This is a genomic window from Gilliamella apicola, from assembly GCF_000599985.1.
Classification (GTDB): Bacteria; Pseudomonadota; Gammaproteobacteria; order Enterobacterales; family Orbaceae; genus Gilliamella; species Gilliamella apicola.
Window position 1 is genome coordinate 1,575,741 of the sequence record NZ_CP007445.1, and the last position, 17,270, is coordinate 1,593,010.

A 17,270-nucleotide genomic window follows, 5' to 3' on the forward strand; every position below is an offset into this window, starting at 1 on the left:
AAGCTAGCTATGTGCTAGCTTTTTTTTTTACTTAAGTTATCCTGTAAATATACAGTAATAATAAATTGTAAGAGATAAAAATGCTATCAGAAAAAGTATATTTTCCAAAAGAATTAAGTTGGTTGTCTTTTAATCAGCGTGTTCTACAAGAAGCTGCTGATAAAACTAATCCGCTTATTGAGCGTATTCGATTTTTAGGAATATACTCCAGTAATCTTGATGAATTTTATAAAGTACAATTTGCTAATCTAAAAAAGTATGTATTGATTGAGCAAGAACAATCTCAAGGTTCCTCAAATTCAAAACAACTTTTACGCCAAGTAAATCAAAAAGTCATTCAATTAGAACTTCAGTTTGATCAGCTTTATAATGAATTATTACTTGAAATGGCCAGAAATCAGATTTTTTTGATTAATGAAAGACAATTATCTTCTTATCAAGAAAATTGGATAAAAAATTATTACAAAAACAATTTAAGACAGTATATCACGCCTATTCTTCTTGATAGTCATACTGAATTAATTCAATTTTTAAAAGACGATCATGCCTATTTGGCTGTTGAAATAATTTGTGATACTAGCATCAGCTATGCACTACTCGAACTACCAACTGACAATGTTTCGCGATTCGTTTTACTTCCTTCTGAGGTGTCGACAAAAAATAAATCAATTATATTTTTAGATAATATTTTACGTTATTGTCTTACTGAAATATTTAAAGTTTTTTTTGATGCATCAGAACTAAATGCTTATTCAATCAATATAAATCGCGATGCTGAGTATGAATTAAATACCGAATTAGATAGTTTACTAGAACTGATGTCTCAAGGACTGAAACAACGATTAACAGCGCAACCAGTTCGATTTACCTATCAAAAGGACATGCCAAAAGCATTATTTGAATTGCTTATTAACAAATTAAGATTAACTGAGCAAGATGCCATGCCAGGTGGAAGATATCCGAATTTTAAAGATTTGGCGAAATTTCCAGATCTGGGTATTAAAAATTTGTTGAATAAACATGTGCCTAATCTTGTTTATAATAGATTCAAACAATACAGAAATGCTTTTGCAGCAATCAAAGATCGTGATGTACTACTATACTATCCCTATTATTCATTTGGTCATGTATTAGAAATCATGCGACAGGCCTCTTTCGATCCTGCTGTGACGCACATAAGAATGAATATTTATCGAGTCGCAAAAGATTCTCGTTTTATTCATGCAGCTATAAATGCTGCCAATAATGGAAAAAAGGTAACGGTTGTTGTTGAATTACAAGCTCGTTTTGATGAAGAAGCAAATATAAAATGGGCCAAAAGATTGATTAGTAGTGGTATAAAAGTTATCTATTCACAACCAAAATTAAAAATCCATGCCAAATTATTTTTAATTGACCGTAAGGAAAATGATGAAATAGTGCGTTATGCACATATTGGTTCTGGTAATTTTAATGAAAGAACAGCCCGAATTTATACCGATTTTTCATTATTAACAGCGGATCCCGCTATAACTGATGAAGTAAAAAAAGTTTTTAACTTTATTGAAAATCCATTTAAACCAGTATCTTTCAATTATCTGTTGGTTTCTCCACAAAATACACGTTTACGATTTCATGAGTTTATAGAACGAGAAATAGCAAATGTTAAAGCAGGAAAATCAGCGGGTATATATTTAAAACTCAATGCAATAACCGATAAAGAAATGATTGATGCTCTTTATCGGGCATCATGTGCGGGAGTAAAAATTAGAATGATTGTTCGAGGGACTTGCGTATTAGTTCCTCAAATACCTAATTTAAGTGAAAACATCTTTGTGACCAGCATTGTTGATCAATATTTAGAACATGCTCGTGTTTATATTTTTGAAAATGATGGAAAAAAAGATACCTATATTTCTTCAGCTGATTGGATGCCTAGGAATCTAGATAATCGTATTGAAGTTGGCGTTAAAATTTTTGACCCTATTATAAAATCTACGATTCATGATATATTTAATATCCAATGTAATGACAATGTTAAAGCTAGAATTATTGATAAAGATAACACTAACAATTATGTATTAAGAGGCAATAAAAAGAAAATTAGAGCACAACATGCTATTTATGATTATTTAAAACAATTAGAAACACTCGTATAAGGAATTAGGAAAGTGACTAAATTAAATGAATATGCTGTTATTGATCTTGGATCAAATAGTTTTCATATGATCATTGCTCGTTGTATAAATGGTACTTCACAAATCATTTATAAAAATAAAAAAAATATTCATTTAGCTACTGGATTAAATGAAAACAATGAGTTAAGTGAATCAAGTATCAAACGAGGCGTAGAATGCCTTGCTTTGTTTTCTGAACGATTAAAAGATTTTCCCATTGAAAATGTAAGGATTGTCGCAACACATACATTACGCATTGCCAAAAACAAACAGGTATTTTTGAAGGCAGCGGCTAAAGTAATACCTTATCCTATTGAAATTATTTCTGGTCAAGAGGAAGCTCGCTTAATTTATCTTGGTACAATGACTACCGAATCAACCAACATAACCAATACGAACTTTGTTATAGATATAGGTGGTGGATCGACTGAAATAGCAATAGGTAAAGGCAACAATCTTAAACCGTACATCGTTGCGAGTAGGCCAATGGGATGTGTCACTTATACAAAGCAATTTTTTTCCCAAAAAAAGATTGATAAAATATCCTTTCAACGAGCTAAACTTGCCGCGGCACAACAAATAGAAAGCATTATTAATACCATAAAAAAACAGAATATTAGTATTGCTTTTGGTACATCTGGTACGATCAAATCCATTTATAACATCCTGTTGGATTTGGGTGTCAGTGATGGGATCATAACTCAAAAACGGTTAAATGACCTAATCAGTTATATTTTAGAATTTGATTCTTTCTATGATATTCAATACCCTTCTCTTTCCGATGAAAGAAAAAATGTTTTTGTTAGCGGCCTTGCTATATTTAGCGGTGTGTTTGATGCATTAGAGTTACAAGATTTAAGATATTGTCCCGGTGCTCTACGAGAAGGCGTATTATATGAACTCATTGACGGTCCCAATTATCGAGATATTAGAGAAACGACAGCTGAGTCCCTTTCTCAACATTATAATATAGATGAACGGCATGCAAAACAGGTAGTTAAAACAACCAAATATTTATATTCACAGTGGAAAGCACAATCTCCTATAACTATTCCGATGCATTTGGAGTCAATATTATACTGGGCAGCACAATTACACGAAGTAGGATTAAAAATCAATTTTTCTTCTATACATAAACATTCAAGTTATATTTTACAAAACAGTAATCTTCCAGGATTTAATGAAGAACAACAACTTCTTTTATCTTCTCTTGTTCGTTATCATAGAAAATCAATAAATATTGATAATTTGCCATATTTTAGTCTTTTTGAATATAAGCATATCATATCATTATTACAGATATTAAGATTATCAATATTAATCAATAATCAGCGTAATAATGATCTGAATTTAAATGCTTTTCGTTTGAAATTAATTGATGACAAATTAACAAATATTACTTTAGAGATAGATGCAACATTCATCGAAAATAATAAACTTATTCTACTTGATTTAGAGCAAGAGCAAAAATATTGGAAAACAGTAGATGATTGGAAGTTATCAATTGTAATATATTGAATAAATTTTATTAATATGTTTTTACCGCTAGTTAAACTAGCCGTAAAAACATTTCTTGAGTAAAAAAATTACTTTATCGACCTAACCCTATCATTTTCCACCATAATAACCCAATGGTGAAAACAATAATTAAATTCACAACACTACATACAAAACCAACTTTCCACCATGTTTTTACTGGCACAAATCCTTCTGCAAATAATAAGGGATTTCTTGCATTAGCAAATTGTGTAATTGAACCAAAATAATTTGTACAAACAACTAATGCAAAAATTGCTATCATTTCTGGTACACCGAGTGCAATTGCTACAGATAAAAATACAGGGAACAAAGCTGCAATATGAGCATTACCGCTGGCAAAAAAGTAGTGTAAATAAACGTAAACAATGCACAATATAATAATAACAAGCATCCAACTACTCTCACCTAAATGCCTTTCTATTGCATTACCTATAGTATTACCTAACCACTTAGTTACACCAAGTTTGTTTACTTGTCCTGCCATCATAAGTAAGGCTGCAAACCATATTAAAGTATCCCAAGCAGCTTTTTCTCCTTTAATATCATCCCAACTCAATACGCCTGTTAAAATTAATAAAGTTAAGCCAATAAAAGCTGTAGTAGTTGAGTCAATATCCAACTTATTACCAAAAATCCAAAATACCAAAAGCAGTATCACTGTACTTCCCATTATAATTTCTTTACCAGTAACGGGACCCATTTTTTTAAGCTCTTCCGTCGCTAATTTTGGTGCTTCAGGTGTTTTTTTAAGTTCTGGATTGGTCAAAAAATAGATAACCAACGGAATGATAATGAAAGAAGCTAAACAAGGAGCAATAGCAGCAATAAACCATTGACCCCAACCTAATGTTATGCCAAACGAGGATGTCACTAATTTAGCTGCTAGTAGATTTCCAGTGAATGCCGTTAAAAACATTGCTGAGGTAATATCATTGATATGACTGATCGTTAGCATCAAAAAAGTTCCAATGCGGTTTCGTGAATCATCTTTAGGATTTGAATTAAAATTAATGGCTAAAGCTTCAGCAATTGGGTAAATTACGCCTCCCGCTCGAGCGGTGGTACTTGGAATTGCAGGTGCTAAAGCAATATCAGTTACTGATAATCCATAGGCTAAACCTAATGTATTTCGTCCGAGAATTTTCACTAGGTAATAAGCGATACGTTTACTTAACCCTGTTTTAATAAAACCACGAGCGATCATAAAAGCGATAACAATAAGCCATATTAATGTACTATTTAATTCGCTTAACGCGATTTTGATTGATTCCGTTGCGGAAGTCGCTCCAGATGGTCTTAACACTGCAAAAATGGTAATTGCCAATAAACCAATTGCGCCAATAGGCATAATTTCTGCAACAATACAAGCAATAGTAGCCACAAAAATAATACTTGTCCGCCATCCTTCTATACTGATTCCATCAGGAGGTAATACAAATAGCCATAAAATGGCTGAAATAGCAGCGATAATAATAAATGGTAGCCATTTAACCGATGGCTTTTTTATTGTATCCATTGCATTTTCCTTCTTATTTTAAAAAGATTTAATTTAGTTTAAAAAAATTACTTTTTAGATAATTATTTAATTTTGTTAATCGTTAATTATTTGGCAAGTGAAACTATAGGTGTTTATTAATTTTATTATTTTATTTTTCAATGAATTTATCGAAAAACATTTACTTTATATATTTGCTACTTTAGAGGTTATGAAATCTATTCATTCATTATTCCATAGATGCACTTTTAAAAGTGTTTAGGAATTGTTTGACAGTAACTTTAGAATAATTCTAACTAGATATTTATCATTACCTAAATTCACGGAAATTACCTCTAGTATGTGTAGTTTAATAACAAATTGGTTATCAGATTCTCGAATATTATATCTAAACAACGGTTTTACTTGGCTAATCTAGCTTCAATAGAACCGTTGTTTCTAACAAAATGGGGACGTATTAATATTGATGAATATAATCTGTAGCTTTTTTGCCCGCCTGTAAACCAAAGATTATGATATCTGCAACAGCATTTCCACCAATACGATTAGCACCATGTACGCCCCCAACCACCTCACCAGCAGCAAAGACGCCTTCAATAACATGATGTTGAATATCTAATACTTGTGTTTGTGCATTAATCGTTACTCCGCCCATAGTATGATGTATGCCGGGTGCAATTTTTATCGCATAAAATGAACCTTTGTTAATAGGATGACGCATCCCTGTAGTGCGTCCAAAATCTTCATCATATTTATTTAAAATAAAATTATTATAACGTTCTATTGTCTTGGTCAAAGTATTTATATCAATGGATAATTGTTCTGCTAATTCAACAAGAGTATTAGTTTGAATAACTAAATTACGTGAAATATACTCCTCTACCGATTTATTTTCATCACGAACTTGTTGATCAAATAAAATATAAGCATAATGTTCTGGTAGCTTATTAATACTATTAGAAACTTTATCGCGCGTATCTAATTCATTAACAAAGCGTTTTCCACTTTGTGATATTAATATCGCACCTCCACCACGAATTGATTCAGAAATGAGATAAGAGGTAGTTTGTTCTACAGTTGGATGAATTTGAATTTCTTTCATATCCACCGTACCTGCACCCAGTTTTTCTAAAATCGTAATTCCCGATCCTGTAGCCCCTTTATGATTAGTTGTCACAAAACCTTTGAGATCAGGGCGGTATTTTTCAATCATGTCTTTATTGGCGCCAAATCCACCGGTAGCAATAATTACTGCTTTTGTTTTAATTGTATGAATTGAACCATCTTCTTGAGTAACTTCCACCCCCGTTACTTTATGATTTTCAGTTACAATCTTAATGACATTCGTATCAAGCATAACTTCAATAGCACGGTTATTGATATTTTTAACCAATCCACTTATTAAAAATCCACCTACCGCAGTGCCACTTTCTGGTCGATGAGTTCGATCGATACTCATGCCTCCAGTAGTAGTAATACCACTTAACGTAATGCCATTTTTATCTAACCAATCGATAGCATCTGGTGCATTGTCAACAAAATAACGTAACAAGTCAGGATTATTTTTGTTTTTTCCTCCAATCATTGTTTCTTTATAGAAAAGATCTTTACTATCGATGATTCCTTTCAGTTTTTGAAATTTAGTCTCTGCAGCATTCATACCGGCTGATGCTTTATTGGTATTTCCTCCAATCACTGACATTTTTTCAATAATGACTACATTGGCACCTAAATCATGTGCACGAATAGCCGCAGCTAATCCCGCGCCTCCACTTCCAACAACAACAATATCATAAGATTTATCATCCGGATCACCACCTTCGGCCAAAATGGCATCTTTATTGGATTTAACCATGGCTTTAGTTACTGCTTTTTTAAATGCTTCACACTGAGTTGTAGCACCAGAAATAGTATCAACATGAGGGCTATTTGAACTAATAATTCTATCTTTAATTTCATTAAAATTACTTAATACATTATCATCAAAATTATTTGCATTAACTAATTGCATATCTTTAATATAGTCTTTTGCTAATTCAACATTGATTGTAAATTCATAGGATTCATCATTAACTTTCTCTTGATAACTACCTGGATTAAATTTTTTGTTATTTAAATTTACATCTCGAATTAAACTTTCAATTAATGAAAAATGCCATAATGGTACTGGAATTTTGAGTTCTTCTCGCTTATCGCTATTGATAAATAATTCAAGCTTTTCACCATTTTTGATTCGACTTGTCCAATCAGGATAGGCAATGCAGGCTCGACCAACAGCAACTAAATCATAACCATTTTCTAATGCTGTTGTCAGATCAGTTTGGTTAATTACGTTACCTACACCGACAACAGGAATTTTAGCTAATGCCTCAGAACGCATTGCAAGGTATTTTTTAATTAGTGGTGTTGGATCTTCAATATTGACAATTGATGATCTTAAGATGGTTCCCATGGAAAAATGAACATAATCTAAACCTTTTTCGGCTAATTTATCAAGCAAATATAGAGTATCATCAAATCGGATACCTGGTATCTCTAACTCTTCCGGAGAAAAGCGATAGCCAATAATAAAATCAGAGTTAGCAAACTGCTTAACGATATTGTGAGTTATGTCCAAAATGGCTAAGGGGAATCTTGTTCGGTTATCCCGACTTCCTCCCCATTTATCATTACGTTGATTAGAATTTGGTGAATAAAATTGCTGAATTAAATAGGTATTAGCACCGTGGATTTCTACACCATCAAAGCCCGCTTGGATTGCTCGTCTAACGGCTTGTCCAAATTTTTCGATCATTTGATCTACTTCATTTTCCGTTAACTCTGTTGGTGCAGCGGCTTCAGGTCTAGGTGCTGCAATCGCACTAGGCCCTACCGGAGAAAGTCCACCAATAAGCTTGGGATCCACCATTCTACCACCATGGTAAACCTGAATGATTGCTTTTGAACCTTTTTCTTTAATTGCTTGAGCTATTTTTGCTAATCCCTCGATTTTATCATCACTATCTAATCCAATAGCTCCAGGAAAAGCTAACCCTTTTTTGTCAACAAAACCACATTCGACAATAATAGTTCCAATTTCTCCCGATCTAGCATGGTAATATTCAATTAAATCGGATGTTACAGATCCTTCATAAAATCCAGAACAAGTAGTCATTGGTGCCATAATTATGCGATTTTTTAGTTCAACACCATTGGGTAAAGTAAATGGTTCGAAAGCATTTTTCTTTGTCATTTTAGGTACCTGATAATTACTTAAATTGATTTCTAATGGTTAATAATAGCATTACTAATATTCATCCTCTACCAACAATAACTTCATTAGCAAGGCTAGTATCATTTTTTCGACAGAAATTTTTTTAAATTTATTAAAAAATTATAGAATTATTTACTTTTTAAATAATTAAATATTGTTTATTTTGTATCATTTTTTCCATTTTTGATTAATAAAAATGGATTTTTAGTCTAAAAAAAAACACTATAACTATTTCATTTACTTGCAAATTTTTTAATACTTTATTCTTGAACTTTAATTCTAATCAGTTAGAATGCTTAGCAATTTATATAAAAGGGAATGGTAGATGATTGTGGCACATACACACAAACTGAAAGAAACATTAAAACATCATTCTTTTTCTATTTTAATTAATGATCCTCCTTTATGGAGGATTTTTTATTTTAAGCCTATCTTTTTTTATTTTCTCCTTAAATTATCAATTAAATTCAATTTAAGTACAAAAAACAGGAGCAAGCATGAAACCTTTGATCCCTTTTTATAATCCAAGTATAAGTTATGAAGATAATTATGCTCAAGGACCTTTTGGACTATTTAGTCAATTAGATAAGGCAGAACAAGTACCGACTCAACCCACTAAATTTTTAAATGTTGATGTAAACTTACCCTTTGGTATGCCGGCAGGTCCATTATTAAATGCAAATTATATCAAAGCAGCTTTTGTATATGGATTTGATTTATGTGTGTACAAAACAGTTAGAACAAAAATGCATAAATGTCATCCTTTACCAAATGTTTTGTCAGTACATCCTAAAGGTAAACTAACCAGTAACCTTGATACAGTTTTAGCCGACACCAATTATAATCAGCCATTATCAATTACTAACTCCTTTGGCGTTCCTTCTTTTGCACCTGACGTTTGGCAACCAGATATGGCTGAGGCAGTTAAAGCAGCTGGCCATGGTCAATGTGTAATTGGTAGCTTCCAAGGAACTCAGGGCAATGGTGCAATTGAAAAAGACTATGCTTTAGCAGCAAAATTAGTTAGAGAAACTGATGCCCCCATTCTAGAAGCTAATCTGAGTTGTCCTAACGAAGGTGCAAGCAAACTACTTTGTTTTGATACAGATAGAGTGGAGCGTATTGTTAATGAAATAAAAATGGCGGTACCAGATCGCCCTCTTATTTTAAAATTAGCTTATTTTCCTGATGATGAAAAAATTGTGTCGTTATTAAAACGAGTTGGCTCAATTATAGATGGATTAAGTACTATTAATACTCTTTCCGCTAAACCTGTTGATGCGGATGGTCATCCAGCATTAGGAGAAAATAGAAAAGAAGGTGGAGTCTGTGGTGATGCTATTCGTTGGGCAGGTTTGGATATGGTGACCCGTCTAGCTAAATATCGTCAACAAATGGAATTAAAATTTGCAATTATTGGCGTTGGTGGCGTAAGCTCAAGTGAACATTATCAGGAGTTTATAAAAGCTGGTGCTAATGCTGTGATGAGTGCTACAGGCGCTATGTGGAATCCTTTACTTGCAATAGAAATCAAAAAGAGTTTAAAACAATAATAAATAGACATTCTAAAAAGTTACAGGGTAACTTGTATATACCCTATAACTTTTTAACTTCAATTAATCTTATTTGTAACAATATTACTTTTATTTATTTTTATTAAAATAAACATAACCAAATATAAGATGCGCAAAAAAAACAATAATAAGAATAATTCTAACATGTAATGAATTAAAAATAATAAAAGGTATGAGTAAAACAATAAATACCATCAATAGCATTTTAATTAAGCTTGATTTTGAAGCTTTTTTCTCAATAAACATTTTCTGAATGTAAATTTGATAATATTTACTTTTAGTAAAATAAAAATAAAGGCGATCAGAGCTATTCAACCAAAGATAAGCAGTTAATAAATAGAAAGGTACAGTAGGTAGAACTGGTAAAAAAATACCAACGGTTCCTAAAATAAAAGAAAGACTTCCTACTAATATAAATAAAATCTTTTTTAACATTATAAAATTTAGCTCTAAGTGAATTTACAGTCTAATTAGCTATGAATTAATATAATATAGCTTATTCTGATGCAATTTTCTTTTGTAAAATGCTTTTGTTAACTGCATTTAAACATCAATAATATAATTTCTGGTAGACAATAAAAATGCCATTAAAATTTTTGATATTATTATTAATATCAAAACGATATCTGGATAGTTCTTATGATTTTAACTGTTATAGAGCAATTTTATTCTCGTCCTTTTCTATTTTAGAGTTTAGCGTTAGGATATTATCACAATAAATAAGTAATATGCTTATTAATGATTTTAAGACATAGACCGAATTTATTTACGTTAATAAACATAAGCTATAATGTTTATAACAAATTTTTCTACGTATTTATATTAATAATCACCAAAAGTATTATCAATAAAATAAATATAATAGTGGAATATAAATCTTTGCACTTAAATCGAGTCCGAATAAATAAGATAATTAAAAAACAATATTGAGATTTGTTGGAAAGGATGTAGCTTGAACCCACAACATTCTACGTGACAGGTAGCTAATTAAAATATAATTTTTTCTAAAAAGAATATATAAAAATCTTTTAAGTTTTTTAATAATCGTTTAATAAAAATTTATCAAGCATAATATAATGTGAACTATCACTTTGAAAATAATCTATTTTTATCCGTATAAGCTCAAAATATTTAGCGACTACCATCTGATGAATAATTGTAATCATAATATGGATTTTAAAAATTTGAGTCCAAAAACAATTAGCTGTTAACTTGTTTATTAATATTAGTTTATTGAATATAAAAATCATTATCATTGACATTTGTCACTAAATAGACATTTCGAGCTCATTACTTAAACGATTTTTGAAACTATTCTAAATTACCGTTGTTCTATAGATAATTTTATAAGAAGATAACATATATATTTATTGCGATAATATTTAATGAATCGCTCTGATAAATTTTTTAGCACTCACTGCTCAAAACAACATCCTTGCTTACAAAGAACACAGATACTATAAAATTACCAATTACAAGCTTCTCTCACAGGTTTTATCGCTTCATCAAGACCAGTTAGGTCAAAAGTTGTATTTACTGATCCTTTGCTAAATGGTGTTACCTGAATAAAAAATTTCTTCTTATCTATTAAAGTCTTTATAAATTCTTGTATCTTTTTTTGAGATCCGGGATAAAATAATCCCTTGTAATTAGTTGATATAGTCCACTCTACATCAGTGACAGCCTTATCCGAATCAATTCTTGTTATTGTTTTAATATCATTAGTACTAAGAAAAATGTTAAAATTTATATAAAAATCAGTTTCTCTTTCTTGACATTGTATATTTAATGTTGGTATTACTTGTGAAAAATCAGATTTGATAGGAGAATCAGATTTTAATGATAACCTCACTGTTTTACTATCATCAATTGGGGATACATCTTCGATAATAACCCATTTACTTTTGCTGTTTGTCTCTACAACACTTGTATTAACTTCAAAAGCTGCATCATAACAAGCTAAACGTTGGTCATTATCATTAATAGATTTACATGAACCTATTGTAGATATTGATAGACTTTCGGCAAAAGCAAAATCTGTAAATATAATGGGAAGCAACAAGACCAACAGTTTCTTTTTCATATAAATATTCCTTTATTATAAATGATTGTTAAAACTACTTACTTTTTATTGTATCTTTATTTTAGGTAATATTATGTTATTTATAATTTTTTTGCAATAAAAACCGATAATTAGACTATTTATACTGTAATTGCATATAAAAAAATCAAACATATGTGAATAAAATTATTTGCCAAATATAAACATTGAAGTAATTAAGAAAAATTCAAAAAACGTTTTGGTTCGTAATCATATATATTAGTTATAGAACATGCCGAATTGAATTAATGTTAAATCATTAATTAATCATAAATATCAGTACAGCTTAACAGTTGGCATTTATTGAGTAATTTTTAATTTTGATGGCATTATTTATATCAAATAGAGAAAAAAACGATATGGATGAACTTATCGATATACAGTTTACTAATAATGAACAAGTGTAAACATAGTTATGGTTATTCCAAATACTAAATATTTAGAATTATAGAATACTAAAGAAATTTACACTGATGCAAGTGTACTTGTGAGGTTGTTAATCTGGTTTTTAATAATAACTATTATAAAATAAATATTGAAACTATCTCAATCTGAAAAGGCTAACCTTGATAATGTAAAAATTTGGGACAAAAATTATTAGAATAGATAATAGACTTTTATGTGGCGCTTTAATTAAACGAAATTATTTAAGAATTGGCGGAACGGACGGGGCTCGAACCCGCGACCCCCTGCGTGACAGGCAGGTATTCTAACCAACTGAACTACCGCTCCGCTTTTGGATACCTTTAATGAACAACATCAAAGTAGGCGTGATATTAAAGGCTATTTTCTTATTCGTCAATCATATTTTTAAAATCATTGCTCAATTGAATATAAAAGCATCATTAATGTAACTTCCACATGGCTTCACCACTTTTCTTTTCAATTTTCTTTATTATTGATTCATGTTCAGAAAGTTCGTGTTCCGTTGCTTTTATGATCTTTAACGGATTGCCTGTGCGTTCTATTCTTTTAATAACACTTCCCTCTGTTGAAGTTGAAAGATGTTCATCGGAACTAAAGGCTAGAGTTGTTTGCCCACCAGTCATAGCTAAATAGACTTCAGCTAAAATCTCGGCATCAAGTAAAGCGCCATGAAGTGTTCGATGAGAATTATCTATCTGATAACGTTCACAAAGAACATCTAAATTATTACGTTTACCAGGAAACATTCGTCTTGCCATAGCTAAAGTATCGGTTACAATACAATGCTCAGACGTTTTGAAATCAAGACCACAAAGGCGGAATTCGTAATCCATAAATCCGACGTCAAACGAAGCGTTATGAATCACTAACTCAGCACCATCAATAAATTTAATAAAATCATGAGCAATATTTTTGAAAATCGGTTTATCTTTAACGAATTCATCACTTATACCATGAACTCTGAAAGCTTCTTCATCAATTAAACGTTCAGGATTAATGTAGACATGAAAATGGTTGCCTGTTAATCGACGGTTAACCACTTCAACAGCACCGATTTCAATAATCTTATGACCTTCATAATGGTTATTGCCTTCTTGATTCATACCAGTAGTTTCTGTATCTAATACAATTTGGCGGGTACAATTAGTTATCACATTATTCTCTTTTTATGTATTAATAAATTTTGGAAAAAACAAAATAGTGGTATAGTCTAGCACTAAAATTCTATGATGTAGATATCTGCAAAAATTGAAGTAAATAATTTAATCAAATTAGTACAAATATTTTACTATTTTATATCAAACTCACATTCAAAATGTTATTTGATTTTTAAAAAGATCATTAAAATGTTAAAACAAATTGAAATATACACAGATGGTTCTTGCCTTGGTAATCCTGGTCCGGGAGGATATGCCGCTATATTAAAATATAAACAAAATGAAAAAATCTTATCTCAAGGTTATTTTAAAACAACAAACAATCGTATGGAATTATTAGCCGCTATTGTTGCCTTAGAACAACTAAAACAAACTTGCCAGATTAAACTCTATTCCGATAGTCAATATGTACGCAACGGAATTACTAATTGGATACATGGATGGAAAAAAAATGGGTGGAAAACATCCAATAAAAAACCTGTTAAAAATGTGGATTTATGGATGCGTTTAGACAAATTGGTTCAAATACATAAAATTGAATGGATTTGGGTAAAAGGTCATGCTGGACATATTGAAAATGAACGTTGTGATGTTATTGCAAAATCTATGGCAGAAGCACCGAGTTTATCCGATGTTGTATTTGAAGAATCATTATCTGACAAAACAAATAACGACGACATTGAATTGAATCTATTTTGATAAAGTATCGATAATAAGTGTAAATTTTTAATAAATTGCAATAAGTAACATTAACGGAGTCAATAATAAATGTTTCACTTACATGTCATTCCCGCATTAAAAGATAACTATATATGGTTATTAGAAAATTCACATAATCAGGTCATCATAGTCGATCCTAGTGAAGCAAAACCCGTCATTAATTATCTTAATCACCATGAACTATTACCACTTGCAATTTTACTTACTCATCACCATATAGACCACGTTGGAGGTGTTAGCGAGCTAAAAACCAAATATCCCGATATAATCATTTATGGTCCAAGGGAGATTAATTTACCAATTACCTATCTAACTAATCAAAATGAAGTGAGTATTGGTGATTTCAATTTTGAGGTGTTTCATTTACCTGGGCATACTTTGGGACATTTAGCTTATTATTGTCATCCTTATCTGTTTTCTGGTGATACATTGTTTTCTGCTGGATGTGGAAGAATTTTTGAAGGAACTTATCAACAAATGTTAAGTTCGCTTAAAAAATTAAAACAGTTGCCTGATGATACTCTTGTTTGTGCTGGACATGAATACACTTTAGCAAATTTAAATTTTGCTAAAAATGTAGTTCCAGATGACAAAGAAATAATGGTATATTTTAATAGTATATTTAATAAATCAGTGACTTTACCTTCTACTTTAAATAAAGAAAAACAAATTAATTTATTTTTGCGATGTGAAGAAAAATCTTTACAAGATAAATTCAATTTTAACGATGAATTAGATTTGTTTGTTTTTTTTAGGAGCCTAAAAGATAATTTTTAGGTATAATAGTAAACTTAAACAATATAGAACTTAGTCAGTCTAATGAAAAAATTATTAATATTTACAATGTTATGCTCTTTTTTAGGCGCATGCCAGCAGTATAGTGGACCACGCCACAATGCAGTTGTTAGAATAAAGTATTCCAAAAATACCGTAGTTAGCGATAGACAAACTGTCAGTATCGGTAATAGTAATTATGTTTCTATCACTCAGAATCCATGGCAGTATATGAATAATCAAATTAATGCTAATGTTCCCAATAATAGCCGTATTAAAGCTGAAAGAGAGCAGCTATTACGTGATCCTAAAGGATTTGAAACTATAGCATTACGTTCAGAGCCTTATGTTTATTATATAATTAATCAACTACGTAAAAATAATTTACCAGTAGAGTTAGCGTTAGTTCCAGTAATTGAAAGTGCTTATGACCCTTTAGCAACATCATCCGCTCAAGCTGCTGGTTTATGGCAATTTGTACCTGTAACAGCAAAAGAATATGGCTTAAAACAGAGTAATTATTTTGATGCTCGCCGTGATTTAATTGCATCAACAAATTCAGCCATTTCATTATTACAAAACTTAAACGAACACTTTAATGGCGATTGGTTATTAACCCTTGCAGCTTATAATGCTGGTGAAGGTCGTGTAAGAAGAGCCATGGAGAAAAACCAAGCAAAAGGTTTGCCAACTGACTATTGGTCTTTAGATTTACCTAGTGAAACAATGCACTATGTCCCTAAAATTTTAGCAATTATAGATATTGTAAAAAATAACACTCGATATGGTGTTAAATTACCTGATTGTAATTATGAAAATTCATTAGTAAGAATTGATATAACTAAAAACATTTCCTTGGCTAAAATTGCTCAATATACAGGGCTGTCACTCAATGAGTTAACGACTTACAATGCGGGGTATGTACAGCAAACCGTAAATGGTCCTTTCCATTTGCTTATTCCACATGCTCATGCCAAAAGTTTATTCCAAAAATTGCAAGCGGAAAATCTTGTAGCAAATGAAATAACTGAACTTTTGCAAGATATACCGCATGCACCGATGCCGTTTGAAGTTAAGTCATCAGCAGTTCAACATAATGATTTAAATAATAAAAATATTCGTTCAATTGTAGAGAATAATACCAACAATAACCAAATCACCTATCAGGTGAAAGCGGGAGATAATCTCTATAGCATTGCACAAAATTATCGAGTAAAAATCACCGATCTGCTTTTATGGAATAAATTAAAAAATTCACGAGTTAAAGAAGGTGATGTTTTAACAATTAACCTTGCTGATGCAAATCCAATTTAAAACTAACATATAGAGGATTATGATCTGATGCAGCTGTACTAATTATTTGCGCTGCATCAAGCTGTAATCCTCGATAAAAAACAAAGTCTAAAGGCCTTCCCATAAATGTTTTTCGAATATCAACGCTGAAATTTACTGGTTTAAGTCCAATTGAACTCACTAAATAAAATAATAAATCTAAGCGCTGTTTACTCCATGCATTAAAATCCCCTGCCAATATTACTGGACCATGATGTTCTTTAATACAATTTAATAAAATATGGATTTGTTGGCGATAAACCTTAACTCCAATACTAAAATTAACAGCATGAATGTTTGCCACTAATAATTGTTGTGATGAGTTTTTAATGGGATAGATGGTTATTAACGCTGATTTTGGAACTCGAATCAGTGGTTCTATTTCCCTAAAAGATAAAAGCTTGGTAGGTAAACTGTCGGTTATAGTCATAACACCAGCATAAATATCGTTTAAGCAATAAGCTGGAACATGATCCGCTATTTTATTGCGTCTTGAAATAAAATTTAATAATTGAGTTGTAGTTTGGGCTTCTTGTAATAAAATTAATTTAGCTTTATCCGCATAAAGTTCTAAAATATTAATACATTCCGCCCTCTTTTGCTTAAAAATATTCCAAACTAAAATTGAAAAATACTCTTGATCAATAAGTGGTTCATTTACCACTATATGATGGTTAGGTAATATCAATTCTACATCGCTATTTTTTTTATATCTTAATGTATAATTGCGTTTTTTGAACATA

The 17,270-nt window shown here is 30.9% G+C and carries 12 protein-coding genes and 1 tRNA gene; 6 read left to right on the forward strand and 7 right to left on the reverse strand.

Features of this window, described 5'->3' with window-relative positions:
* Nucleotides 1-80 precede the first annotated feature (80 nt).
* Together ppk1 and GAPWK_RS07320 are read left to right on the forward strand one after the other, a co-directional pair.
* A complete protein-coding gene (gene ppk1 / locus GAPWK_RS07315) occupies nucleotides 81-2,138 on the forward strand; it encodes a polyphosphate kinase 1 (RefSeq protein WP_025315593.1) in 2,058 nt (685 codons plus the stop codon).
* A 66-nt stretch (nucleotides 2,139-2,204) separates the two neighbouring features.
* Entirely contained in the window at nucleotides 2,205-3,674 is a 1,470-nt protein-coding gene (locus GAPWK_RS07320) for a Ppx/GppA phosphatase family protein (RefSeq protein WP_080692533.1), read from the forward strand.
* Nucleotides 3,675-3,747: 73 nt separating this feature from the next.
* Here GAPWK_RS07320 and GAPWK_RS07325 read toward each other — a convergent pair whose 3' ends face one another.
* A complete protein-coding gene (locus GAPWK_RS07325; RefSeq protein ID WP_025315595.1) occupies nucleotides 3,748-5,211 on the reverse strand; it encodes a DASS family sodium-coupled anion symporter in 1,464 nt (487 codons plus the stop codon).
* Between the two features lie 436 nt (nucleotides 5,212-5,647).
* On the reverse strand, nucleotides 5,648-8,422 hold the full coding sequence (locus GAPWK_RS07330; protein WP_025315596.1) for a flavocytochrome c: 2,775 nt from the start codon (nucleotides 8,420-8,422) through the stop codon (nucleotides 5,648-5,650).
* A gap of 518 nt (nucleotides 8,423-8,940) precedes the next feature.
* On the opposite strand from GAPWK_RS07330, the gene GAPWK_RS07340 reads away from it, so the two are divergent.
* Nucleotides 8,941-9,996 (forward strand): beta/alpha barrel domain-containing protein, encoded by a 1,056-nt coding sequence (locus GAPWK_RS07340; RefSeq protein WP_025315597.1) that lies wholly within the window; start codon nucleotides 8,941-8,943, stop codon nucleotides 9,994-9,996.
* Nucleotides 9,997-10,086: 90 nt separating this feature from the next.
* Here GAPWK_RS07340 and GAPWK_RS07345 read toward each other — a convergent pair whose 3' ends face one another.
* The 4 genes from GAPWK_RS07345 to dnaQ all read right to left on the reverse strand — a co-directional run bounded on the left by GAPWK_RS07345 (nucleotide 10,087) and on the right by dnaQ (nucleotide 13,698).
* Nucleotides 10,087-10,452, reverse strand: a complete 366-nt coding sequence (locus tag GAPWK_RS07345) for a YbaN family protein (protein WP_038517345.1) — start codon at nucleotides 10,450-10,452, stop codon at nucleotides 10,087-10,089.
* 1,030 nt (nucleotides 10,453-11,482) lie between these two features.
* On the reverse strand, nucleotides 11,483-12,100 hold the full coding sequence (locus tag GAPWK_RS07355) for a type VI secretion system-associated protein TagO (RefSeq protein WP_025315599.1): 618 nt from the start codon (nucleotides 12,098-12,100) through the stop codon (nucleotides 11,483-11,485).
* A gap of 673 nt (nucleotides 12,101-12,773) precedes the next feature.
* Nucleotides 12,774-12,850, reverse strand: a tRNA-Asp gene (locus tag GAPWK_RS07360).
* 113 nt (nucleotides 12,851-12,963) lie between these two features.
* Nucleotides 12,964-13,698: a DNA polymerase III subunit epsilon gene (dnaQ, locus tag GAPWK_RS07365; RefSeq protein WP_025315600.1), complete on the reverse strand. Its 735-nt coding sequence runs from the start codon at nucleotides 13,696-13,698 to the stop codon at nucleotides 12,964-12,966.
* Between the two features lie 192 nt (nucleotides 13,699-13,890).
* Between dnaQ and rnhA the strand changes: the two genes are divergently transcribed.
* From rnhA to GAPWK_RS07380, 3 genes are all read left to right on the forward strand, one after another.
* On the forward strand, nucleotides 13,891-14,400 hold the full coding sequence (gene rnhA, locus GAPWK_RS07370; RefSeq protein WP_025315601.1) for a ribonuclease HI: 510 nt from the start codon (nucleotides 13,891-13,893) through the stop codon (nucleotides 14,398-14,400).
* Nucleotides 14,401-14,469: 69 nt separating this feature from the next.
* Entirely contained in the window at nucleotides 14,470-15,198 is a 729-nt protein-coding gene (gloB, locus tag GAPWK_RS07375) for a hydroxyacylglutathione hydrolase (protein WP_025315602.1), read from the forward strand.
* 42 nt (nucleotides 15,199-15,240) lie between these two features.
* Nucleotides 15,241-16,509 carry a transglycosylase SLT domain-containing protein gene (locus tag GAPWK_RS07380; RefSeq protein ID WP_080692458.1) on the forward strand — a complete coding sequence of 423 codons (1,269 nt, stop codon included), beginning with the start codon at nucleotides 15,241-15,243 and terminating at the stop codon, nucleotides 16,507-16,509.
* Here the strand turns inward: GAPWK_RS07380 and GAPWK_RS07385 are convergent.
* Nucleotides 16,481-17,269 carry an endonuclease/exonuclease/phosphatase family protein gene (locus tag GAPWK_RS07385; protein ID WP_025315604.1) on the reverse strand — a complete coding sequence of 263 codons (789 nt, stop codon included), beginning with the start codon at nucleotides 17,267-17,269 and terminating at the stop codon, nucleotides 16,481-16,483. The two genes, GAPWK_RS07380 and GAPWK_RS07385, sit on opposite strands and share 29 nt — an antisense overlap.
* Nucleotide 17,270 lies beyond the last annotated feature (1 nt).

Excerpts from the sequence above, each read along its gene's own strand:
- ppk1 (WP_025315593.1), top strand. The coding sequence starts at position 81 with ATGCTATCAGAAAAAGTATATTTTCCAAAAGAATTAAGTTGGTTGTCT.
- GAPWK_RS07320 (WP_080692533.1), top strand. The coding sequence starts at position 2,205 with ATGATCATTGCTCGTTGTATAAATGGTACTTCACAAATCATTTATAAA.
- GAPWK_RS07325 (WP_025315595.1), bottom strand. The coding sequence starts at position 5,211 with ATGGATACAATAAAAAAGCCATCGGTTAAATGGCTACCATTTATTATT.
- GAPWK_RS07330 (WP_025315596.1), bottom strand. The coding sequence starts at position 8,422 with ATGACAAAGAAAAATGCTTTCGAACCATTTACTTTACCCAATGGTGTT.
- GAPWK_RS07340 (WP_025315597.1), top strand. The coding sequence starts at position 8,941 with ATGAAACCTTTGATCCCTTTTTATAATCCAAGTATAAGTTATGAAGAT.
- GAPWK_RS07345 (WP_038517345.1), bottom strand. The coding sequence starts at position 10,452 with ATGTTAAAAAAGATTTTATTTATATTAGTAGGAAGTCTTTCTTTTATT.
- GAPWK_RS07355 (WP_025315599.1), bottom strand. The coding sequence starts at position 12,100 with ATGAAAAAGAAACTGTTGGTCTTGTTGCTTCCCATTATATTTACAGAT.
- rnhA (WP_025315601.1), top strand. The coding sequence starts at position 13,891 with ATGTTAAAACAAATTGAAATATACACAGATGGTTCTTGCCTTGGTAAT.
- gloB (WP_025315602.1), top strand. The coding sequence starts at position 14,470 with ATGTTTCACTTACATGTCATTCCCGCATTAAAAGATAACTATATATGG.
- GAPWK_RS07380 (WP_080692458.1), top strand. The coding sequence starts at position 15,241 with ATGAAAAAATTATTAATATTTACAATGTTATGCTCTTTTTTAGGCGCA.
- GAPWK_RS07385 (WP_025315604.1), bottom strand. The coding sequence starts at position 17,269 with ATGTTCAAAAAACGCAATTATACATTAAGATATAAAAAAAATAGCGAT.